At 56.1% G+C, this 22305-nt stretch carries 23 protein-coding genes and 1 pseudogene; 13 read left to right on the top strand and 11 right to left on the bottom strand.

What is annotated here, in order from left to right:
* The first annotated feature begins 103 nt into the window (after positions 1 to 103).
* Complete coding sequence (locus BBPC_RS05155; RefSeq protein WP_270201604.1) at positions 104 to 1408, top strand: MFS transporter; 1305 nt, start codon at positions 104 to 106, stop codon at positions 1406 to 1408.
* A 199-nt stretch (positions 1409 to 1607) separates the two neighbouring features.
* Here the strand turns inward: BBPC_RS05155 and BBPC_RS05160 are convergent, their stop codons facing one another.
* The 3 genes from BBPC_RS05160 to BBPC_RS05170 all read right to left on the bottom strand — a co-directional run bounded on the left by BBPC_RS05160 (position 1608) and on the right by BBPC_RS05170 (position 4007).
* Positions 1608 to 2180: a haloacid dehalogenase-like hydrolase gene (locus BBPC_RS05160; protein WP_033524106.1), complete on the bottom strand. Its 573-nt coding sequence runs from the start codon at positions 2178 to 2180 to the stop codon at positions 1608 to 1610.
* 188 nt (positions 2181 to 2368) lie between these two features.
* Positions 2369 to 3253, bottom strand: coding sequence for a Fic family protein (locus BBPC_RS05165; RefSeq protein WP_004222279.1), 885 nt, complete (start codon positions 3251 to 3253; stop codon positions 2369 to 2371).
* Positions 3254 to 3308: 55 nt separating this feature from the next.
* Positions 3309 to 4007 (bottom strand): hypothetical protein, encoded by a 699-nt coding sequence (locus BBPC_RS05170; RefSeq protein ID WP_033524107.1) that lies wholly within the window; start codon positions 4005 to 4007, stop codon positions 3309 to 3311.
* A 247-nt stretch (positions 4008 to 4254) separates the two neighbouring features.
* On the opposite strand from BBPC_RS05170, the gene BBPC_RS05175 reads away from it, so the two are divergent.
* Positions 4255 to 5139 carry an SDR family NAD(P)-dependent oxidoreductase gene (locus tag BBPC_RS05175; RefSeq protein WP_051922677.1) on the top strand — a complete coding sequence of 295 codons (885 nt, stop codon included), beginning with the start codon at positions 4255 to 4257 and terminating at the stop codon, positions 5137 to 5139.
* An 87-nt stretch (positions 5140 to 5226) separates the two neighbouring features.
* On the opposite strand, the gene BBPC_RS05180 is transcribed toward BBPC_RS05175, so the two are convergent.
* Both BBPC_RS05180 and BBPC_RS09370 read right to left on the bottom strand, forming a co-directional pair.
* A complete protein-coding gene (locus BBPC_RS05180; RefSeq protein WP_004222285.1) occupies positions 5227 to 6141 on the bottom strand; it encodes a hypothetical protein in 915 nt (304 codons plus the stop codon).
* Positions 6142 to 6249: 108 nt separating this feature from the next.
* A complete protein-coding gene (locus tag BBPC_RS09370; protein WP_004222288.1) occupies positions 6250 to 6705 on the bottom strand; it encodes a carbon-nitrogen hydrolase family protein in 456 nt (151 codons plus the stop codon).
* 613 nt (positions 6706 to 7318) lie between these two features.
* Here BBPC_RS09370 and bcp point away from each other — a divergent pair.
* The 3 genes and pseudogenes from bcp to BBPC_RS05195 all read left to right on the top strand — a co-directional run bounded on the left by bcp (position 7319) and on the right by BBPC_RS05195 (position 8881).
* Positions 7319 to 7850 (top strand): annotated as a pseudogene (gene bcp, locus BBPC_RS05190) (thioredoxin-dependent thiol peroxidase).
* Positions 7851 to 8120: 270 nt separating this feature from the next.
* Entirely contained in the window at positions 8121 to 8276 is a 156-nt protein-coding gene (locus BBPC_RS09975) for a hypothetical protein (protein WP_181982000.1), read from the top strand.
* 47 nt (positions 8277 to 8323) lie between these two features.
* Positions 8324 to 8881, top strand: a complete 558-nt coding sequence (locus tag BBPC_RS05195) for a pyridoxamine 5'-phosphate oxidase family protein (RefSeq protein WP_033524034.1) — start codon at positions 8324 to 8326, stop codon at positions 8879 to 8881.
* A gap of 151 nt (positions 8882 to 9032) precedes the next feature.
* On the opposite strand, the gene BBPC_RS05200 is transcribed toward BBPC_RS05195, so the two are convergent.
* On the bottom strand, positions 9033 to 10943 hold the full coding sequence (locus BBPC_RS05200) for a histidine-type phosphatase (RefSeq protein WP_080550623.1): 1911 nt from the start codon (positions 10941 to 10943) through the stop codon (positions 9033 to 9035).
* Between the two features lie 453 nt (positions 10944 to 11396).
* On the opposite strand from BBPC_RS05200, the gene BBPC_RS05205 reads away from it, so the two are divergent.
* From BBPC_RS05205 to BBPC_RS05225, 6 genes are all read left to right on the top strand, one after another.
* On the top strand, positions 11397 to 11564 hold the full coding sequence (locus BBPC_RS05205) for an IS3 family transposase (protein WP_231857824.1): 168 nt from the start codon (positions 11397 to 11399) through the stop codon (positions 11562 to 11564).
* Positions 11561 to 11806, top strand: coding sequence for an acetamidase/formamidase family protein (locus BBPC_RS05210; RefSeq protein ID WP_004222317.1), 246 nt, complete (start codon positions 11561 to 11563; stop codon positions 11804 to 11806). The genes BBPC_RS05205 and BBPC_RS05210 overlap by 4 nt, the downstream gene beginning before the upstream one ends.
* Positions 11807 to 11993: 187 nt before the next feature.
* Positions 11994 to 12125 (top strand): hypothetical protein, encoded by a 132-nt coding sequence (locus BBPC_RS10180; protein ID WP_003810269.1) that lies wholly within the window; start codon positions 11994 to 11996, stop codon positions 12123 to 12125.
* Between the two features lie 309 nt (positions 12126 to 12434).
* Positions 12435 to 12812 (top strand): GntR family transcriptional regulator, encoded by a 378-nt coding sequence (locus BBPC_RS05215; protein ID WP_003810270.1) that lies wholly within the window; start codon positions 12435 to 12437, stop codon positions 12810 to 12812.
* The gene (locus BBPC_RS05220) at positions 12809 to 13741 is read left to right on the top strand and encodes an ABC transporter ATP-binding protein (RefSeq protein ID WP_003810271.1); all 933 of its coding nucleotides are present in this window, start codon (positions 12809 to 12811) and stop codon (positions 13739 to 13741) included. Before BBPC_RS05215 ends, BBPC_RS05220 begins: the two co-directional genes overlap by 4 nt.
* Positions 13738 to 14454 carry an ABC-2 transporter permease gene (locus BBPC_RS05225; protein WP_003810272.1) on the top strand — a complete coding sequence of 239 codons (717 nt, stop codon included), beginning with the start codon at positions 13738 to 13740 and terminating at the stop codon, positions 14452 to 14454. The genes BBPC_RS05220 and BBPC_RS05225 overlap by 4 nt, the downstream gene beginning before the upstream one ends.
* Positions 14455 to 14549: 95 nt before the next feature.
* Here BBPC_RS05225 and BBPC_RS05230 read toward each other — a convergent pair whose 3' ends face one another.
* The 3 genes from BBPC_RS05230 to BBPC_RS05240 are packed head-to-tail and all read right to left on the bottom strand — an operon-like array spanning position 14550 to position 17895.
* Positions 14550 to 15209 (bottom strand): HAD family hydrolase, encoded by a 660-nt coding sequence (locus BBPC_RS05230; RefSeq protein WP_003810273.1) that lies wholly within the window; start codon positions 15207 to 15209, stop codon positions 14550 to 14552.
* 32 nt (positions 15210 to 15241) lie between these two features.
* Positions 15242 to 16948 carry a DNA repair protein RecN gene (gene recN, locus BBPC_RS05235; protein ID WP_004222325.1) on the bottom strand — a complete coding sequence of 569 codons (1707 nt, stop codon included), beginning with the start codon at positions 16946 to 16948 and terminating at the stop codon, positions 15242 to 15244.
* A gap of 8 nt (positions 16949 to 16956) precedes the next feature.
* Positions 16957 to 17895, bottom strand: coding sequence for an NAD kinase (locus tag BBPC_RS05240; protein WP_033524035.1), 939 nt, complete (start codon positions 17893 to 17895; stop codon positions 16957 to 16959).
* 268 nt (positions 17896 to 18163) lie between these two features.
* Here BBPC_RS05240 and BBPC_RS05245 point away from each other — a divergent pair, with 268 nt between their 5' ends.
* Both BBPC_RS05245 and BBPC_RS05250 read left to right on the top strand, forming a co-directional pair.
* A complete protein-coding gene (locus BBPC_RS05245) occupies positions 18164 to 19627 on the top strand; it encodes a potassium transporter TrkG (RefSeq protein ID WP_003810276.1) in 1464 nt (487 codons plus the stop codon).
* An 87-nt stretch (positions 19628 to 19714) separates the two neighbouring features.
* Positions 19715 to 20368, top strand: coding sequence for a potassium channel family protein (locus BBPC_RS05250; RefSeq protein ID WP_022245237.1), 654 nt, complete (start codon positions 19715 to 19717; stop codon positions 20366 to 20368).
* Between the two features lie 117 nt (positions 20369 to 20485).
* Here BBPC_RS05250 and BBPC_RS05255 read toward each other — a convergent pair whose 3' ends face one another.
* Positions 20486 to 21247 (bottom strand): TlyA family RNA methyltransferase, encoded by a 762-nt coding sequence (locus BBPC_RS05255; RefSeq protein ID WP_004222330.1) that lies wholly within the window; start codon positions 21245 to 21247, stop codon positions 20486 to 20488.
* A gap of 31 nt (positions 21248 to 21278) precedes the next feature.
* Positions 21279 to 22304 carry an HAD-IIA family hydrolase gene (locus BBPC_RS05260; RefSeq protein WP_004222333.1) on the bottom strand — a complete coding sequence of 342 codons (1026 nt, stop codon included), beginning with the start codon at positions 22302 to 22304 and terminating at the stop codon, positions 21279 to 21281.
* Between the last annotated feature and the right edge of the window lies 1 nt (position 22305).

Consider the following 22305-nt stretch of genomic DNA (forward strand, 5'->3'; position numbering starts at 1 on the left):
ATACTTTCACATCGTTAAAGCCATCTCCATCGGCCGTCCGCAATATGTGGACGGCCGTTTTTCGTCAAGGCTGCTACAGTTGCATGCTCGGAGGCGAACAAGCATGACAGCACCAACGATACCCGCATCTGAATCGGTACGACAGAAGCAACCGGCACAACAATCGAACCAGCCCGAACAGCCCCGGCGTAAGCATGATCGTCTCATCACCCGTGATATGGCGTTGGTCATGCTTGCGACGTTCTGTTTCATGTCGAGCAATATGCTTGCCAATCCGATCGTTGCCGGATATGCGGAATCGTTGGGCGCGGACGGCATGCTGATGGGTGCGGTGGCCGGGTCGATGAGTTTCATCTCACTGTTCTGCCGCCCTATCGCAGGCAATCTTTCCGACAAAACCAGCAAGCGCACACTTGTGGCGGTTGGCACGGTGCTCTATTTCGCCGCCGGACTGCTGTACTATTTCGCAAACTCCCCCATCATGCTCATCATGGCTCGCGTGATCAACGGCGTTGGTTTCGCATGCTGCTCGGTCTGCCTGGCCACGTGGATGTCGCTTTTGCTGCCGATCCGGCATATGGGTGCCGGCATGGGATTGTATGGCACGATGAACGCGCTGGCTATGGCGGTCGGACCGGCATTGGGTATTCGCGCGCAAAAATACATCGGTTATCGTCTGACGTTTTTGAGTTCGCTGGTGCTGGCGGTGATCATGCTGCTCGCCACACTGATGGTGAAGAATGGCGGACAGCCGGTACGCAAAAAGCAGACTTCCATAACGGAGAATCCCTCCACTGCCGTAGACATTGACGGTTCTGCTAGCGCAACCAAAAAGCATCGTTTTTCGATCCGTTCGATTCTAGAACCGCGTGTGGTGCCGTTGTCGCTGACGTTCATGATGTTTGCTATAGCGTATTTCGCAAATCAGTCCTTCATCGTGAGTTATGTTCAGTCTCGTCATCTGCCGGTATCATCCGACCTGTTTTTCATGTTTTACGCGGTCGCGTTATTGGTGTTGCGACTGGGCTTGCGCGACCTGTTCGACAGCAAGGGCTTCCGTTTCTGGCTGACGGTCTGCTCGTTGGGCATGCTGGCGATGCTCGCATGCATGACGTTCCTGTTCAATGATTGGATGCTGTTGTTGGCTGCGATTTTCACCGCTGTCGGCTACGGTCTGATGAGTTCAGTCACGCAGGCGCAGGCCGTGGTAATCGCAGGCCGCGAGCGCAGTGGTATTGCGAATAGTACGTATTATGCGGGTATTGATTTGGGTATGTCGGTTGGTCCGTTTGTGGGTGGTTTGGTGTATGGGCATTTGCCTGCTGTGTGGTTTTATCCGGTGTTTATGTTGGCGATGCCTGTTGCTTGGTTGATTTATTTGTTGTGTGTGAAGCGTGTTTCGCGGTAGTTGTTGGCATCGTGTGCGAGGTTTCTGCCGTAAACCAGTCCAAGCGCGTGTCGTTCTAACTGTTTTTGCGGTCGGTCGTATTTTCCATATACGGCAATATGACCGACCGACGCCCATCCTGGCTCGTGCAAGGCGTCCATGCCGAAGGGGAGATGTCAGGATCGGTCCTTGCCGCCGTGTTCCGTTCCAGCCTTTCCGGCTATTTGACTTGGTGGATTTTGTTGCCTTTGACCATGTAGGCACGTCGGGCCATGTCGATCATGGGCTGGTCGAATCGGCTGTCTGTGTAGAATTCGTCCACTCGAACGTTGTCTCCGTAGAGTTCGCGGAATCGTTTGGGCTTGTTGGTGTTGAAGTTGAGGTAGTTTACGTTCAACGTGTTGTCGTCGATGGTGGACGAGACCAAATGTTGCACGCCAAGCCTGCGGCAGGCCTCGCCCACGGTGATGTCGAACGAGGCGGTGAGGATCGCATCGTCTTCGCGTGGCTTATACCAGGGTTTGATGCGCTTCATGTTCTGATCCCAGAAGGCGTTGACCAATTCTTCGAATTCCAACGATTCGGCAAGTTCGCTTATATATCCGTGGCATAGCTTGCCCACACCGTATTCCATTTGATCGAACGTGGCTCGTCCGAGCTTGTATTTGATGGCATAGCGCAGTACCGGGGCGATGTACCGCAATACTTTCGGATTGTATTTGGCCGAAAACAGGTACAGGTCGAACAGGCTTTCTCCGTCATAGATGGTTCCATCGAAGTCGAATACACGCATGTATGCAGCTCTCACTTCCTCGTATGCGCGCATTCAATACGCGCCATTGCACCTCATGCTAAAGTCCGAAGGCTGATTCCTTCTTACACCAAGGTGAACGGCCGGCGACCGCAATGTGCACAAATTGCACATCTCAATGCACATTCGGTTCATGTCACGTTTGGAAGGAGGAACACACAGTCGGACCGCTATTCGCCCCATAGGAGCCGTTCGCGCTGCTGATACTCCTCATTGAACAACGGCTGGGCCTTCGTGTCGATGAGCTTGGCGAATTCCAGATCCTCATCTCGTTCCACCCGATGCTCAGCCATATTCCATTGGTCATGGTACGTGTAACGCAATGCCTCGGCATCCGTTTTCAGAACATGCGACCGGTAAAGGTCCCGTTCGAATAGAAGCGTATCAACCAGCCATCCTGGCTCGTCCGGAAACTTACTGATGCCATTGACGTACTCCGCACGATACGCGTCATGGACAAGGACAGGCAACGCATCGATACGCAAAAGCTCCTTGAACATGATAAGCCGTCCGATTCGACCGTTGCCGTCCGAAAATGGGTGAATCTTCTCAAACGTCCAATGGACACGGGCGATCTGATATGGCTCGTCCTCAAGTTTCGTGCACATATCAAACAGCCTGTCCATAAATTCGGGAACATCCTGCGGCAGCGCGGTCCTTGTCGGAGTGACAGGATTGCCGATAAAGTTCGGCCGAGTCTTGTAGCCGCCCACGTTGAAAAGCGAGTCGGAGACCTGTCTGGTGCCCTGCTTGAGAATGGCATGCAGGTGACAGACCATATCCCGGTCCACCGGCTCATCAGCATGGTCGAGAATCCAACGGAACGCAGCAAAATGATTACGGGTTTCCAACGCATCATCAGGATTGACCTGTTCGCTGCCATCCGTGGTATAGGTACCGGTGGCAAATAGCTGCGCGGTCTGTTTGGCAGTAAGGGTGGAACCTTCCATATGATTGGAATTCCATGCGAACTGGATTTGCGTGGTCGTGTAAATGCCGTCACCATATCGAGTATCACGCTCTCGGATAAGACGCTCCACGATACGTTCCGCCATAACCCCATCCTTCCTTCATTCCGCTCGACTATCCTCCCATGGTAATTCATTTAGGCTAGAAACCGTGGTGGATGTCGTATATCCTGCAGGTTGGTTCCATGTCGAACGTGACCGTGTCGAACTGTTCGGGATGGTGTACGAACGTATCGATCAGTTTCCATTGGCGACGGCTGATGCCGATACGATAGTCCGGGCGGACCATAAGCACCGGCGCTTTCGGCTGGAGTTCCTCCAAGAGCTGCGCGCGCTGTTCGAAGCATTCATCATCGTCGATCCATACGATCGGCGCGGGTTCATTCTCTTCGCATTCGATGCGTACGCGTCGTTGGATGGTCTGCCATTTGCCTGCCTCACGTCCCCATTTGGTGACAGGATCGTACCAGGTGATGACATCGACCAGCATGGGATCCCATCCGAGCATCGGGTCGAGAATCTGACTGCAGTATGGCTGCCAGGTGGACAGCCACCACAATTCCACAATGCCGTCAACTGCCAACGCGTACATGGCGTCGGATAGTTCGCTGGACCAGTGGATGCGCCATGAGCCTACGGGCGTGTGGGCTTTTTCGTTGCCGTTCAGGTGGAACGCTTTTTCAGGATTGTACATTTTCGCGTAGGGACTGTCGGGCTTCGCCCAGGTCATAACTTTGTTCACGCCGCCCCTGCGCAAAAGCTTGTCATCCGGAAAGGCGTTGAGCACCCCATCGAAATCCGTGAACACCACAGGCTTGGAAAACATTTTCAAATCCGTCATCACCACTCCCCTTTCAATCATCAACTATCTTCTTATATTGACCTTACGGTTTCCTCATTACGTTTTACCTGACAAATACTGACAGCACCGCCATCGTTTTATTTGCTATACTCGGATTGGTTCGGCACGGACGCCGAACGACCGCAGGCACGAGCATAGGCAACCGCAAACATGGTCCATAGATGCGCAAAACATGATGCGCGGACGCATCCAAAAAAGCGGTCACCATCACGCAAAGGAGCGAAACATGGCAGACGAATCATCGAAGATTCCAGAGAAAACCGTCGAACAAATCTTCGACGAACGTTATCCCCTCGACAAATGGGAGGATTCAAACTACTCGATACTCGACAAATTCTCAATGCGCGGCCGCAAAGGCTTCGTCACCGGAGCCGCAGGCGGTCTAGGACGCAACGCGGCGGCCGCGCTCGCCCAAGCCGGAGCAGACGTCGCACTAGTCGACCTGCCCAGCCAAGAAGACAAGCTCACCGAACTGGCGAAAGACATGAGCGAACGTTTCGGCACCAACGTCATCGCGCTCACCTGCGACGTCACCAACGTCGAACAAGTAGCCGAACTCAAAACACAATTGGTGGAACAGCTGGGCACCGTCGACTTCGCGTTCCTCAACGCCGGAGTCAACGTACCGGGCGACGATCAAGACGCCACCGAAGAAGTATGGACGCGCACCATCAACATCAACCTCAACGGCACCTACCGTACCGGCCGCATCGCGCATGAAATCATGCGCGAACACGGTCATGGCGGCTCACTGATCTTCACAGCCTCCCTGTCCGGACACAACGCGAACTACATGATGGGAAGTCCGACGCCGGTGAACGCGTATGGCGCCACCAAAGCGGCCATCATGGAACACTCACGTTACCTTGCTGCCGCGCTCGCCAAGGATGGTATCCGTTCCAACACCATCTCCCCCGGATACGTGTGGTCTGGAATTTTCAATGGCCGTATCGACATGCCTGGCCACGACGCCATGCTCGAGGTCGTGCCGATGCATCGTTTCGGCACGAATGACGAGATTGCCAGCACGGTGCTCTTCCTCGCCAGCGACGCGTCCTCGTACGTTACTGGCATTGACATTCGCGTAGACGGCGGCTACAGCGTCTTCTAATCACCGTACCCCATCTGATAAATGGCCGGTCGCAGCTAATGTGCTTCGACCGGCCATTTATCTGGTGATGGTTTCTAGAACATACCGCTACACATGCTTGCGGCGTATCAACGTACCGGCAGTGGTTCCGGCTCCTGCAAGGAGAAGCATGACCGCGATAATGGGAACGATGTCGGAGCCCGTGCGAGGCAAGTCCGCAGTCGGTTTTCCATCGGCCTTGCTGGCATTCTTGTCTTTCGAGGGCTGCTTGTCATTCGGCTTGGCCTCGCCACCGCCCGGCTGGTCATCAGGCTTCGTTTCCCGAAGCTTCAGACCGTCCAATGCCGTGTTAAGGAGCGTGGCGGCATTGGAGACAAGACCGTTCTGTTCGCTGCTGAACGTGGTGTTGTTCCACAGCGAGAGGACCTGCTCGTACGCTTCCGTGAGAGATGCGACCGTATCGTCCGTGTATTTGCCGAATTCGGCAAGCTTGGCCTGTGCCGCCGCGATCGGAGCTTCGAGCGCGCTCTTGTCGAGTTCGGTCGGATCATCATACATGGCCTGATATCCTGGGATGGTCAGTTTGGCGAGCTGATCGTACATCTTGGAGCAGAGGCGAGCGTTGAAGTTCATGACACTGAACCCTGCGCGGGACAAGTTCATCTGTCGGATTTCCAGATTGTCTGGATCGTAGGCGCCTTCGGCGAACGTCATGTCGGCCGATTCGCTGTCGGACGCGCCCTTGCCTGTTCCGCTGGTGTCGAGCGCGCTGCCCGTGGAGTAGTCGAACGGGGTGCCATCCTTGCCGCTCCATGCGTTGATGATGAGGCTCGACGTGCGGAACGGGTCAGATCCAACTCCTGCGTAGTTGTAGACCGCAATGTCCTTGCCGGAGGAAACGGTGTCGCCGTTCTCATCGACGAAGTAGATCGGGTTGCCGTCGACGTCGAGCGGATACCCGTCGGGACCCCACACGTTGTCGGTGATCACTGCGAGACCGTCACGGTCGGTATAGCTGCCCATGCGGGATTCGCGATGCCATGCGTTGCCGGTCGTGGCCGTCGGATGCAGAAACAGTTCGGCTCCGGACGCGGCATAATAACGACCGAGTTCCGGATAGAAGTGGCCGTCTCAACAAATGTCGATACCGGCCTTGAGCGGCTTGCCGTCCGAGCCGGTCCACTCGGGCATCTCGAACATGACCGGCGTGCTGCCAGGCAACGACCATGCGGTTTCCTCGGATCCGGCGCGATGCATCTTCTGGTAGGAGTCGGTGTGCCCGTCAGGGAACGCTATGGCGGCAGAATTGTAGACCTTCCGCACGCCGTCGCTGTCGGTGATGAGACTCTCGGTGATTTCAGCTTGGGAGGCCGCCATCTTGTATGCTGCGGAGTCTAGGTCGCTTGAGGAAACGTAGCCGGTGAGTGCCGCGACGAAGGCCATGGTGGCGCACAATGCGACGCTGCCCACCGCCGCAACCGCCATGTTGAGCTGTCGTTTGAACCATATGGATTTCGCGGTGACGTTCGCTGCCGCGTCTTTGTTCTCCGTTGTCGTACGGTGCGACGTGGATGTCCCTCTCTTCAACGCGCCATGCTTCCCCGAAATTTCCCCGTTCTGGAAAACATCATAGGAGATAAACGGAATTGTATGACAGTTCGTTTTCCACTTGGCTTCTGAATTCCGAAGAGTAGCTAAAGAGTACTCATGCCCGATTCTGCGAGCGCGATCATTTGACGTTTCCTTTGTTGTTGAACACCGTTTTGCTCATATCTCGCTTATGTATGGCAGATTTGCGAACGTGTCCGGAGATATCTTGCTTATATATGGCAGGTCAGTCCGTCAAAGCAGTAGGTAGGGGGGCATGAAAAACCTCATTTTCGCGAAACCGACTGCCATATATAAGCGAGATGCCTCATGTCACATCCCGAAATCTGCCATACATAGGCGAGATACAGCCTGCTTTGCTCAGCACAAGGCCGACAGATCCAGAAAATGCGCACGATGACACGTTTCAAACCATACTTCGCGCAGGATCTTTTTCCGATTTGTTCCCTTGACAGGTCTGACGCCTACTGTTTGGAGTTCGCGGCGGCGCGCAACGAGTCAACGAACTGTGCACACGCAAAGGCGGGTATGATGACGTTTATTCTCGCTTGGTATCGGCACTTGAAATCCGAAGAACAGTAAGGAGATAATCATGTCCGACATCAATCCGTCAGTAGCCTCGGCAGCACAGAACCCTCCTGCATTCGCACGACTCGAAGCGGGACTAACGGCCCCGGACTTTACACTTCCCAGCGACAACGGCGGTAGTGTCACGCTCTCCGCATTGCGCGGCCAAAATATCATCCTATACTTCTACCCTGCCGCGATGACTCCCGGCTGCACCACCGAGGCCTGCGACTTCCGCGACAACCTCGCACGCCTAAGCTCCCGCGGATTCACAGTGCTCGGCGTTTCGAAGGATCCGCTGGACAAGCTCATCCGATTCCGCGAGCGCGACCATTTGACGTTCCCTCTGTTGTCGGATGCTGATTTGACCGTGCATCGTTTGTATGGTGCGTACGGTGAGAAGAAATTGTATGGCAAGGTTTACGAGGGTGTGATTCGTTCGACTTTTGTGATTGACGGTGATGGAGTGATTCGTGTTGCCCGATACAACGTGCGCGAAAGGTCATGTTGATTCTCTGCTGCGTGCGCTTGATAAGCTTGATGGTTCCATTTTCTAATCTGGAATGCGATGCCGCTTTGTTTATAGATCAGCTTTTTCATGCGAATGACGCAAGCAGTGTCAGTAGCGGGTAGATGTCGAATTCCTGATAGTGGTCGTGCAGTGTGCCGATATCTTCGAACATGGGCTCTTCGGCGAGCCTTTCGAAGGTCTCGTAACGGCACGGGGCACGGCCTCGTAAGAGAAGAGAAAAAGCGCGATGAGACTCAGACTTCCGACAATAAATCATCGTCTTCCGACATGTCAGCCCACGGCTTGCGTGTGCGGTTTGCTTGATCGTGTTGGCGATGCGTTGGCTGAGGAGCGTGAACGTTTGGAGTTGAAGGCGATTGAAATGCTGAAGGGACCGAAGTGTCTTGTGCAGCCGGAGCCGGTGGATCATGCTTGGTGGGATGATGGTTCCGGCGTGTACAGCATCGGCTGAGGGAGCCGGTAGGCTGGGTATGTAAATCCAGCAGAGAGGAACGTGCCATGGTGACGCGTCGTAATGATGAGCGGACGGTTGCGGGAAGGCATCGCATGATGAGGCGTGCCGACCGTGAGGTAACCGAACCACAGCAGATCGATGCGATTATCGCAACGTGCAAGATCGTGAGTCTTGCATACACCGATGCGGAAGGCATCACCATCGTGCCGTTGAATTTCGGATACGTGTTCGATGCGGAATCCAATCATCTCACCTTGTATTTCCATGGTTCTGCGACCGGACGTAAGATGGACGCGGTCAAGGCCGCAAACAACGCGCTTCCCGTGGCGTTCGAAATGGCGACCGACTGCGAGGTGGTCGAAGGACGTACGTTGTGCAATTGGGGCGAGGCGTTCAAGTCGATCGTCGGCAATGGCACCGCATCCATCATCGACGATCTTGACGAGGCACGCCAGGGGCTCGCACTGCTGATGAAGCAGCAGGCCGGCATGGAACATGCGGAATTCACCGACCAGCAGGTACGCGCCGTCACCGTATGGAAGGTGGAAGCGGACTATCTCACCGCCAAAGTACGCGAAAAGCCCCAGCTGCATACGCACTGACCTCATACCGCACCTTGACGCAATGATGCGCTGCTTCCAAGCCCGAGGATGGGAATTGGGAACAGCGCATCAGATGTAAAACGCTAGACCGAAGTCCGGCTGCGGCCAAGTTGCAAGTCAGGCCGTAACCCGGTCGAGATAAGGTTTCAAATCAAGCCTTCCGGCGGGAACGCCGCGCGTAGCTTCCTCCAAAAATCGCGGAGGACACCATCACGACGGTCGCCACGATGGCGGGCGTCACGTTTGAACCGGTTTTGGCGAGCTTGACCGCATCGCCGCCGTTCGCGGACGATTTCACCGGATGCTTCCGCTGGCCGTTCGCATCATTCGCACCCGGAGCCTTCTGCGAATCATCTGGTGTCGATTCATGGCCCGGCGTTTCAGGCTGACCTTCCTCATCCGTCAGTCGGGCATCAACCGTGGTTCCCTTACCATTCAGGCAGCTTTTCAGCTCGCTTTCCTTATACCAGGTCGAACCATCCGCAATTGGCGTGCAGGAATCGTTGAATCCGATTTCCTTCTCGTTGTACAGCATTCTGACCAACGGCTGATACGGCTGCCCCGAGACGTCCGTACCATCACGCACGACCACATCCCACTGCACATTCGCAGCCATCGGCGTCACACTTTCGCCACGCCACGGATTATTCTCATACGTGTACAGTTCACTCGCCTGCTGCTGCGATCCAGGCAGCTTCAGCAATGCCGCAAACGGAATAATGGTTTCGGCATGTGCGAATCGGAACGTCGCGGCGGTGCCGGCCCGCTCCCTCGTGTCGATCGCATTGAAGAAATCGTCGAGCAACGGCTGGGCAATGCGGTAGGTCTCATCCTGACCTGCGCGCCCCGGTCCCTTCTCATAGAAGTCCTCGGCATCAAGCGACCAAGCAAACGTCTTAGCCTCCTGGGCGTGCTGACCTTGGAAGTACTGGTCGAAATTGAACGTGTGGGATCCGGTGTTCTCCTGTTCCATATCGGCCGCGATGATGTACAGATTGTACAAATCCATTGCCGCATCCTGTTCCGACGCGATCTTCTTCTTGGCGTCACCGCACGCGTTCGCATCCTTGGCAGGGTCGGCGCCAGCAGCGCAATTGGCCGCACCCTTTTTCGTGCCGTCAGCCGTGTTGTACCAGATGCGCTGGCCTTCCTCCTTGCCGATGGACGCGAGGAAATCGTCAGTGAAGATTTGAGAGAGCAGATTATGCGAAGCGGTGGTCATGGACGGATCGTTCGTCACGTTTTCCTCAGCTTCGGCGATGCCCCCATCATTCGCGACGAACTGCTGGTAACGTTCCGCGCGCTCCTTGGCCTCGCCCGTTTTCTGCGTACCATCCGGATTATCAGTCTTATGGAAATACAACGTGGTGGTGTTCTTGTCGAAATTCTTGCCGGAATTGTTATCCGCAGGATTATTCGGTGCTACAACCGCATTCGCCAGCAAACCGTTGGAAGCCTGATCGAATCCTAGTTTGAAATTCTCTCCGGATTCGGTTGCACGAGGCTCACCCGAGCTCTGGTATGAGACGCGCAGTCCCTGCTTTGCGGCATTGGCGAACAGATCAGCATCACGCTGGTATATTCTCTCACCAATGCCCTGATGCTGTATGGCGCCCTGACCAGAGAGCATGCCATACCCGTTGCCCACGTTGGCCGCAGTAATGGCATTGACATTGTTGATGAATTCCTTGCCAACCTCTGGGCTAACGAATCCAGCATAATTGTTTTCCGCAGCAGACTGAGCCATCAGTGCCAGCAAAGCGTCATACTTGTAGCTCGACAGGCCACGCGAGCCATGCCTTGCCACAGACTCGGTGTATGCAAGATGGTATCTGCTCGGAATTGCTGAATATGATGTGCTCGCCGGCGCAACATACGGCTGCTTGCTGCTGTAATACCGGGCGGTTCCTTCCCCAGCCAAAGCCGCTGGCGTTGCGAGCATGGCCGCTGCCACTACAGCGCTTGTCAACGCGAGCATGCCACCGCCCACCGATTTGGTACCGCGTTTGCGCCAGGCTCCTGCCTGCCGCTGTTCCTTTGTTGCCGTATGGTTTTTCGCCATTATCCTCATTCTTCTACCTCTTCTGCTTTGCCACATTGAAGCTGTCAGACAAGCCAGCCTGGGCGACAAAATAGGCTCGGAAGGCGAACACGCAACGCCTTAAACGTGAACGATCGACAAATAATCCGCGAACCGTCGCTTAGAACTCAAGTAAGTTGCACAGCCGCAACTCCCCCACCCCATGGATTCACGATGCTCGACGTATCACAGAACCTGCTGGACAAGTTCCACCGATTTCGCTGCGGACACCCCCAATCAACGCACATCATTATGGCTGGCCGATTGTCGACTTGACACGTGGAAACGTCCCCGCCTTTCACGTCAGGACCGAAAACCCAAAGTATGCAAGAATCCGGACGTTACAGGATGCGGACGTTTTCTTGGAGACTGAATGAAAGGATTATCGTATGTTCGGTCCCGAGGAACGACGGCGCGGAGGGGTCCTTCGGACGCATGAAGATGGAGTCCGTCCATCCCGGGCATTGGGAGGAACGTACCCGCGACGAGGTGCTCGTCCCGGTCGACGACTGCATCCGTTGGCACGACCACGAGCGCATCAAACGGTCGCTCGGTTGGATGAGTCCGGTACAATACCGTCAGAGCCAGGGAATGGCTGCGTGATCATCTCCAAGAAAACGTCCGCAGCCCCTCTGCCATTTGCGATCAGTCATGGCACGCTGATTCCAATGGGTTTCAGCAGTACGCTGGATGACGCATTATCGCAAAGCGTCGAACACGCCATCAATATGATTGCCGCCATGTTCGAGATGCCACGTCAACAAGTGTACCTGCTGCTGTCGGCTGCCATCAACTTCAACGTGACGCAAGTCGTTGATATCACACCAAAGGCGTTCACGGTCTGATTGATCTGTCGATGTTTCAACAACTACCCGACTATGAACGGACGATACGCGATATTGGAAACAGCAGATGGACTGCCATGCGGCGCATGCCTTATTGGCCCAGCAGGCTCAGACAAGTCACTGATTGGTCTAGCCAAAGAACTCTATAAGGGAATGGAATAACAGATGGTTTCCCCAACAAACAATCATGCAGCAAGATAGCAACACCACCCAGGCGACGGATCGCGCCGAAACGGACGCTCTCTCCTTCGGCGCGAAGAAAATCGCAATCATGATTGGCGTGGGACTCATCGCCGGTTCCCTACACTGCCTATGTTGATGACCATGCCGTTGGCGTAGCTGATCTACCTGTGTTTCCGCCGTATCATCCATCCGACTCGCGCATAACCGTCCATACGGGAATCCTCGAACGCAAGTAAATGTCGCTTCCGTCAATCGTCGACCGCAAGAGGCGTTCATGGAGCGGCGGATTTCCTTATATTCCAACAAAACCCGTACTGTTATGCGACACGTAATAACAGTACGGGTTTTCTGTGTTACTGTTATATATAACAGCTAAACAGTTTGCATCTAACTGTTCAGCCGGGAGATATATCACCTACGAAACATACAGAAACAGAGGCACAGATTGAAGCTGATCATCTCATCCGTGTCCGGAGAACCGATTTACGAACAGATCAAGAACCAGATCAGGTCCGCGATCATGTCGGGTGAGCTTACAGCAGGCGAGGCGCTTCCCTCACTACGCAAGCTCGCCAAGGAACTGCGCGTCAGCGTGCTCACCGTGACCAGAGCGTATAACGAACTGGCCGACGAGGGGCTCGTGGAGAATGTGCAGGGCAAAGGCACATTCGTGATGGAACGAGGCAACGAACTCATGAAGGAACGTGCGCGTGAACGCATCATGGACAAGCTCCGTGAAGTTTCCATCGAGGCCAAAGCCGCCGACATTAGCCTACTTGATCTGCTTGGCATGTTCGAGAAAGCGTACAGGGAACAATCATGAACGATTCCTCACTCCCCCAAGGAACGCGGCCAACCTTGGCCTTGAGCGTAACCGGATTGACGAAGCATTATGATTCCGGCTTCACATTGGATGACGTGACCTTCGACCTGCCGTCCGGCTACATCATGGGTCTGGTCGGTCCGAACGGAGCCGGCAAATCCACGTTGATCAAACTGATCCTCAATATGACCGCGCGAGACGCGGGACGAATCGAAGTGCTCGGCCTTGACGCGATGGCCGATGAGGAGCGGGCCAAAGAGCAGCTGGGCGTAGTGCTCGACAGCAGCTATTTCATCGAATACATGACGGTCGACGCGGTGGAACGGACAAGCAGCCCAATGTACCCGCTGTGGGACCACAATCTGTTCGACGCATATCTCAGACGGTTCGGACTCGGACGGAACAAGAAGATCAAGGATCTGTCGCGCGGCATGCAGATGAAGCTCATGCTCGCCGTGGCGTTGAGCCACGATGCGAAACTGCTGATTCTCGACGAGCCGACCAGCGGTCTGGACGTACTGTCCCGCGACGAGCTCATGGACATCCTGTCCGATTATGTTGCGGATGGCGGACACAGCGTAATCTTCTCCACGCATATCACCGCCGATTTGGAGCGTTGCGCGGATTTCCTCGCGTATATAACGAACGGCATGCTGTATTACAGCGGGCCGAAAGACGAGTTCGAAGACGCGTTCCGCCTGGTCAAGGGCGGTCCGGATGAGCTTACGGATGGTCTACAGCGGGCAATGGTCGGCATCCGCACATACGCAACCGGCTTCGACGCGTTGGTCCGCACGCAGGACATCCCACACATCGGCGGCACCGACGGTCTCCTGACACAGCATGCTTCGATTGAGGATGTGATCAGACTGACCAACGCCGCGGCACATACGGCAATCGGCAATACCAACAAAGGAGACGTACGATGAACACGACAGCGAACGCGGACGCCATGACCGCCATCCTTAGGCAGATTTCCTTGGACTGGAACCGCACCATCAGCTACGGGCGGTCGTACATAGCCATCTTCTTCGCGTACGTTCCAGGCTTCACATGCCTGATGGCGGCCACAGGGTCCACTCTCGACAGCGTTGCGGGAGCCGCCATCGGCGGGGCGGCCTCCGGCTTCCTGATGCTTAATATCACCCTGTTCTCCTATGAACAAATGAACAACCATCATTGGATGAACGGCATCGTGCCCATCAACCGCAACCACCAGATCCTCGGACGATTCGCATTCCTTATCGCCTGCGATCTGGTGGCGGGATTGGAAGTGGCCGCCAGCATCGCCTGCGCCGGCACCATCATGCACGAGCCAGTTAAAGTGACGGATGCGATCGACTTCGCCGCGATGACCGTGCTGACCCTCGTGCTGCTCAACGCCATCGTGCAGCCGTTCCTGTACCGGTTCTCCCCTTATCGCGCCATGGCCGCCATTATTCTGAGCATCGGCGTGATCGTGGGCACGGTCATCGGACTGCGCAAGGCATTGCCGGAATTCGAAAAGACCGTCGAACAGCTGGCCGAAGCGATCAGCCGGCACCAAGCCATTGCATTAGCGACATTCTTGATCATCGACGTACTCGCCTTGGTGTTCTCCAGCAAGATATCGCTGCATATTTACGGTAGCAAGGACATCTGAACCGAGCCAGCCGGTAGACTCTTATGGAACGTATTTGGGGTCTTCCGAATCAACGGAAAGCCCCAAATGCATATATCCCCGCACGACGCCGGTTCCTACAATACGGCAGGCGCGTCATGGAAGTCGAACATGACACCATCCGCCAGACCGCAAATAGCCGGCCAATCGGCATCGGACGAATCGTCGTGCATGGCCCATACCTTCATGCCAACCGACTTGGCGGAACGCATGCCGATCAGCAAATCCTCGAACACGGTGCACTCCCCCGGCTCGACTCCGAGGCGAGATGCAGCCAACAGATACACGTCCGGCTGGTCTTTGCCGACGTCGCCGGCATCATCGACACTGACCACTTCATCGAAGTAGTCGAAAATGCCAACATGCTTCATCGCCGGCTCTCTCAGCATCGGCGGCAGCGATGTGGCAACGGCAAGTTTCGCTCCACTCTCTTTCAATTGAGCGAGATATTCACGTGCATACGGTTTAGCTTCGACCACTGTGGCATACATGACGCGGGCCATATGATCCCACTCATCCATCAGCTCTTCGGGAGTGTCGGTAAGGCTGAAACGCGCAATCGTATATTCGGCGATCTGGCGGAATTGCATGGCCGCGACTTTCGTCATGTAATCGTCCGGCACGTCAATGCCTCGTTTTGAAAGAAAATCGATGTCAACCTGATCCCAAACGCCCATGGAATCAAGCAGCGTGCCGTCAAGATCGAAAATGGCGCCCTTGCCTTGATTGCCTGCCATCGATATCCTCCTTTATTATTGTGCATCTTACGTTAATCGAGAACCGATGATTTGAGCAGTTCTTCGGCATGTTCCAGCGACGCTTCGCTTTCACTGCCGGAGAGCATACGGGCGATTTCGTGCACACGCGCCTCCCCACGCACTTGATTGATGGTGGTGGCGATTGATCCGTCATCCATTTCACCTTTGGCGACCACGTACTGTTCGTCCGCCCAGGATGCGACCTGTGGCAGATGGGTGACGACAATGACCTGCGCGGATTGAGCGAGTTTCGCCAATCGCGCGCCAAGCTCCACCGCGGTTTTGCCACCGACGCCTGCGTCGACCTCGTCGAAAATGAACGTCATGGGAGGTACGGAACCGCCCGCCACCACATGTTTTTCCGCCGCAACGAGTTCAAGCGCGAGCATGAGCCGGCTCAGCTCGCCGCCGGACGCGCTTTTGCCCATCGGCATTTGCGGCGAACCCGGGAACGGCGTGAACAGAAAATCGATGCCGTCAGCGCCGGAAGCGTCCAAATGTTCACGTTCCGATACACGGATCTCTAGTTTCGATCCGCTCATGGCAAGAGATTCGAGTTCCGCAGTGACTTTGGCGGCAAGTTCCTTCGCGGCGGCGGCACGTCTTTTGCTTACCGCACGCGCCGCCTTCAACGCCTCACCGAACAGTTTTTCACGTTCCGCCTGCAATTGACTAACTTTTTCCGGAGACGCGTCCAGATCCTCCAAGTCGAACACCGCTTGATCTCGCCACGCGATCACGTCCGACAATTCCGGGCCCCAACGACGAACCAATTCGTCAAGCTCATGGATCCGCCCGTTGATGGCGTCCAAGTCTTCCATGCCGAGATCATTGTCGACTTCGCCCGACAAGGTGAACACCACATCAGACAAATCAGTGCTGATGGAATCAAGCCGATCGGCCAGTTCCGAAAACACGCCGTCCACATGAATGGCGCGAAGCGCTTGCGACGCGCGATCAATCAGATCGGTGGCGCTGGATGATTCAACATCGTCAACAACCTGCGAAGCATCCAACGCGCTCAACGCACGGTTCACCCCTTCGGCGATCTCGGCCGCGTTCTCAATGCGATCACGCCGGGCACGCAACTCGGCCATCTCCCCCGGCTGCGGATCGATGCGGTTGATTCGTTCGATGGACTCGCGCAGGTAATCCGCCTGCTGGCGCATGGACGACTCCTGGCTCGACAATCGCTCCAACCGCTCATCCATGGCACGAAGCGCATTCCAAGCCTTGCCGTATGCGACCAACGCCACATCATCGCCGGCATAGCGGTCCAAAAACTCACGTTGCCGCGCCGAAGACGCGATACGCAACTGGTCCGCCTGACCATGAATCGTCACCAACTCCGCTGCGATCGACCCCAGTACGGAACGAGGCACACTACGACCAGACAGCATGCTGCGGGAACGACCGGAGGCAGGAACCTTGCGAGACAGGAACAGTTCTCCGTCTTCAGGTTCGAAACCCGCCTCGTGCGCGGCTGCGACCGCGGCCGGTGACGAAGCGACCTCGAACACGCCCTGCGCCCACGCCTCGCTCGCTCCGACCGACACGCGCCCACCGTCGGAAGGACCGCCGGAAATCAGCCGAATCGCACTGAGCAGCATCGACTTGCCTGCACCCGTCTCACCGGTGATCGCCGTCATACCGCCGGCAGGCGCGATCAGCGCGGAACGGATCGGCCCAAGATTATGAATCTCAAGTTCTTCAAGCATCAGTGTTTTTACTCGTTCGTTTCTTTATCTTCCGGAAACACATGCCCATGATGCACTCCCCCGGTTTTACGCGCCTGCTCGCGCCAACCGACAACAGGAAGATCGAATTTCGTGACCAGACGATTCGTGAACGGCACGCCGGAAAGACGGGCCAGGCGCAATGTGCTCTTCGATTCGCGCACCTCAACCCTAGTGCCCCGCGGCAACGCGCATTGGCGACGGCCATCGCAGCAGATCCAACCATCCGACGTGGAATCCTCAAGGATATCAATGGCGAATGTGGAACCGGAGCCAATAATCAATGGGCGAGCGAACAGGGCGTGGGCGGCCAACGGCACCAACTGCAACGCCTTCACGTTCGGCCACATGATCGGTCCTCCGGCGGAGAACGCGTATGCGGTTGAGCCGGTCGGAGTCGACACGATCACGCCATCGCAGCCGAAGGAGCTCATTTCCACATCATCCACACGAATCGACAGTTCGACCATTTTGCCACGGTCTGCACGCTCCAACGTGATGTCATTCAACGCCCAATCCTCAATCGGCTCGCTTGCTCCCGGCAGCCACACATCGACATGCGCAATCATGCGTTCGTCAATGGAATAATCATGCTCGGCAACCCTGCGGATCGCCTCACTCATCTGGAAGCTTTCAAACTCCGCCAAAAAGCCGACATGTCCCAAGTTCACGCCAAGAATCGGCACACTGGTGCAGTGCACCAGTTCAGCCGCTCGAAGAATGGTGCCATCCCCGCCGAGCACCACCACGATCTCAGTGCGTTCGGAAACCACCGGCGGCTGCTTGCCGAAATCCGGCGCCTCGATATTGTCAATGATCGACACTTCGAAACCGGCCTGGGTCAGCTGCCCGACAGCCTCCTCAACCACCGTGCCACTCTCCCTCAGACGACTATGCGTCACCACCACCGCATGACGGGTACCGAACATCGTTAATCCCTTTCCAGCAAAAGGAAACGCCCTATGGAAAACGCCCATGAAGACGTCACCGACCTCCAGTGTAATCGAACAAATGAACGAAAACCGGCAATGCGCGTCGAAAACATGCCAAAACCCGCGAACACGCCTCAAATCCGTCTCCGATGCAAGCCACGAATCAGGAATGTCAGCCGTCAAATAGCCTGTTAGTCGCACATATGCTTACAATAGCTCACAGGAACGAAGACCGAACATCGTAAGAAAAGGAGAGAGGAACGGCATGTCAAACCTCGTCTTTGACGAGTCCTCCTCCAATCGTGAGGCCTCACATGGCTACGCATGGTGGTTCTCGGGAGATACTTTCGAGAAGGCCATGGCGGAAGACCGCAAGCCACGCAAGCGCGGCCTCACGCGCCGACTCGTCAACCATCCAGGCCGTCTGACCATCTTCTACTTTCTGACGCTCGCGGCGTTGTCCACTACGTTGCTGATGACGCCCATTGCCACGCCGAAAGACGAAACCACCACGTTCACCACCGCGTTCTTCACCGCAGTATCCGCCATTTCCACATGCGGAATCTCCATCGTCAACTCCACCACGCATTGGACCACCTTCGGCCAAGGCGTGCTCATCTTCGCCGTGCAGATGGGTGGCCTTGGCGTCATGACGTTCGCCTCCTTGATCGCATTGGCCGTGAACCACCATCTCAAGGCCACGCAGCGCATGCTGACCGCCAACGAACTCGGCACTACGAAGCTCGGTGAAATCAAAGGCGTGCTCACCGTAGTCATCACCACCGCATTCGTCATCGAAGGCATCACATTCGTCGCATTGTTCCCCGGCCTCTACAAGGTCAACCACGGTAATGTGCGCCACACATTGTGGGAATCGTTGTTCTTCGCGGTCATGGCGTACAACAACGCCGGCTTCACCCCCGACGGCGCCGGTCTGCATGTCAACAACTGGGCGGTCGGCCTGCCGATCCTAGCCAGTGCTTTCTGCGGAACCCTTGGCTTCCCGGTATTGCTGAACCTGATGCGTTCCTGGCGTATGCGTCGTCCTCCGAAGCGTTGGAGCCTGCACACCAAGCTCACACTGACCACCACGTTCTGCATTGTGATCGCCTCGTTCACGTGGTTCCTGCTGATGGAATGGAACAACAAGCTGCTGTTCGCCGGAAACGGCATCGAGCCGCGCCTCTGGCACGCCATGGTCGCGGCCGTCATGCCACGAAGCTCCGGATTTGACCTGTCGTGGATGCCAGGCGTCAGCGACGCAACCAAAGTGTTCCTGTCCATCGTCATGTTCATCGGCGGTGGCAGCACCTCGACCGCAGGCGGCATCCGCGTCACCACGTTCGCGGTGACCCTGCTGACCTGTCGTGCCGCATTCACCGGACGCCACGACATCAACGCATTCCACCGCCGCATCCACACGCAGGCGGTTATGACCGCCGTGGCCGTAAGCACGGCATGTCTCATGCTGGTCACCGTGGTGTCGATGGCGCTGATGATCATCACCGGCTGCTCGCTGTGCGACGCACTGTTCGATACCTGCTCCGCGTTCGGACTGGGTGGCTACTCGGTGGGCGTAGCCAGTGAAAGCAGCCCCACGGTGCTATACATTCTCGCCGCAACCATGTTCATCGGGCGGCTCGGACCGCTCACCATCGCCTACGCGATTTCGCGTCCACACAATCTCGAGGCCGTCCGCTACCCCACCGAGCAGATCGTGGTCGGCTGACGATACGGCTTCATATACTTGCAGTTGCCTGCAATCACACATGAATATAGATTTTTGAAGATGGAATTTCGAAAGGTGCATAACATCATGGCCAACAACACCAGAAGCGTTCTCGTAGTTGGTTTGGGGCGTTTTGGCAGCTCTGTGGCCACCACGCTCGACATGATGGGCCAGGATGTGCTCGCCGTCGACAAAGACGGCGAACTGGTGAACCGTTGGTCTTCGCAGATTCCCACCGTGCAGGCCGACATGACCGATGTGATGGCGTTGGAGCAGATCAACGCATCCGATTTCGACACGGCCGTCGTGGCTATCGGCGACAGCGTCGAAGCTTCCGTCATTACCGCCGGTAATCTGCTCGACGCCGGCATCTCCGACATTTGGGCCAAGTCCGTGTCGAAGGAACACGCCCGCATTCTGCAACGCATCGGCGCACGCCACATCATCAACGCGGAAACCGACGCCGGCAAACGCGTCGGACATCTTGTGTCCGGCAACTATCTTGACTACATCGAGCTTGAAGGCGCATACAACGTCGTCAAAATCCATACCCCCGCGCATGTGGTCGGCTACACCATCGAAGACGCTCGCGTGCATGAACGCTTCGGCATTACCGTGGTCGGCATCAAATCGCCGGGCAAGGAATTCGAATACGGTTCGAAAGAGCTCATCATGCACCGCAACGACGAACTCATCATCATGGGCAAGCAGAATCAAATCGACCGGTTCCTACGCAGCTGACACGCTCTTTCCATATGGAAAAATCCGGAATTTCATAATCATGATTTCCGGTTTTTTTTACTTATCTTATTTGCCTTGATTACACTGCAGACACGGTTCTCTCAACCGGTCGCTGTTTCACTGCATGACCGCGTACAGCAGATATTCGATATTGCCATGCGTGCCTTCAATGGGAGATACTGTTGTGGCGCGCACGTCAAGCCCGTTGCGTTCCGCGCATGCCACGACGGAGGACAGCGCCTGTTCGCGTAATTCCTGGCTTTCGACAATCCCGTTTTTCCCAAGGTTGCCTTTGCCGACCTCGAACTGCGGTTTGACCAGCAGCACGATCTGCGCCTGCGGTGCGGCGATTCTTGCGATCACCGGAATCACATATGTCAGCGAAATAAACGATACGTCGGAAACAATCATTTCCGGACGATACGGCAAATCCTCCGCATACACGTCGCGAATATTGACGCCGCTCATTTCGATAATACGGTCGTCATGCGCGATTTTCGGATCCAATTGCCCATGGCCGACATCCAAAGCGATGACCTGCGCGGCATCATTGCGCAATAGCACGTCGCAGAAACCGCCGGTGGACGCGCCGATATCCAAGCAACGTAATCCTTGCGCGGAACGCAATCCGACGTCGGCGAACCGTTCGAACGCGCCGACAAGCTTGTATGCGCCACGGGAAACGTAGCCGTCTCCCCTATCGGCGGCGATGACGTCATCACCACCGACTTTCGCCGATGCTTTGGTGACGGTGACACCGTTCACACTGACTTTGCCATCCGCGATCAGACGTTGCGCCTTGGAACGACTGTCGGTCAGACCACGTTCCAACAACGCAACGTCAAGACGAACAACCTGAGTGGAATCACTGTTTCGCAATGGTTTTCCAATAATCGGTACGAATTGTTCGTTAGGAAATACGGAATTCCGGAACGATCACGCCACTCACATCTCGCCCGCTGTCGGCCGCGGCCCACATGGCGCAGCATGCGGCACGCAACCCGTCGACGCTGGTGATGTCGGTGACATACAGGCGGTCGCCGTCAACGCGGGCCTTCGCATCGCGGCACAGCCATGCGCCCTCATCATGCACCACTTCAGGAGCGGGCTCGTTCAAGCCCCGCAGATCTTTGGCGATGTAGGTCGGGCGAAGATACGCCGGAGCGAACATGAGTTCGCGCGGATCGGTGACGCCGGTCAACACCGCAAGGGAATCGTACCCGCCCCGATTGCCCGCCTCGATATCGGTGTCGAGACGGTCGCCGATGGCGAGGCACTGTTCCTTGTCCACCGGCTCGCCATCATCATGGGCTGCGAGAATGCGCGCCTCGTCATACATGGCGGATTCCGGCTTGCCTGCGGACGAAACCGGTTCCACACCGGTGGCATTGATCACCGCCATGATCATGGAACCGCATCCCGGCGCGATGCCAAGCTCACGAGGAATGGTCAGATCACGATTGGTCACGAAATAGGTCGCGCCATGCTCAACGGCATAGGCGATTTGGGCCATTTCGTTCCAAGACATGTCGGGATACCATCCTTGGATGGCGGCGACCGGCTGCGCTTCTGCGGAATCGACGACTTCAAGACCTTGCTTGGCCACTTCCTCACGCAGATGCTGGGCGCCAAGCACGAAAACCTTCGAACCTTCAGGCACGGCACGTGCCACCATGCGCGCGGCGACAACCGACGAGGTGATGACCTGCCAGGATTCGACATCCAAATCGAACCCCTTCAGCTGGTCTGCCACCACGGCCTGAAGTCGGGACGAATTGTTGGTGGTGTATTCCACCGCCATGCCCAAGGATTCGGCCTTGCGGATATTCTTGGCAGCATGTTCCACCGGGTTCTTACCACGGTAGACCACGCCGTCAAGATCAAGCAGTGCCAGCGAGTATGCTTCGCTGAGCGGCTGATTCGTGGACTTCAGCATG

It is taken from the genome of Bifidobacterium pseudocatenulatum DSM 20438 = JCM 1200 = LMG 10505 (assembly GCF_001025215.1).
In the GTDB taxonomy this organism is placed as follows: Bacteria; Actinomycetota; Actinomycetes; order Actinomycetales; family Bifidobacteriaceae; genus Bifidobacterium; species Bifidobacterium pseudocatenulatum.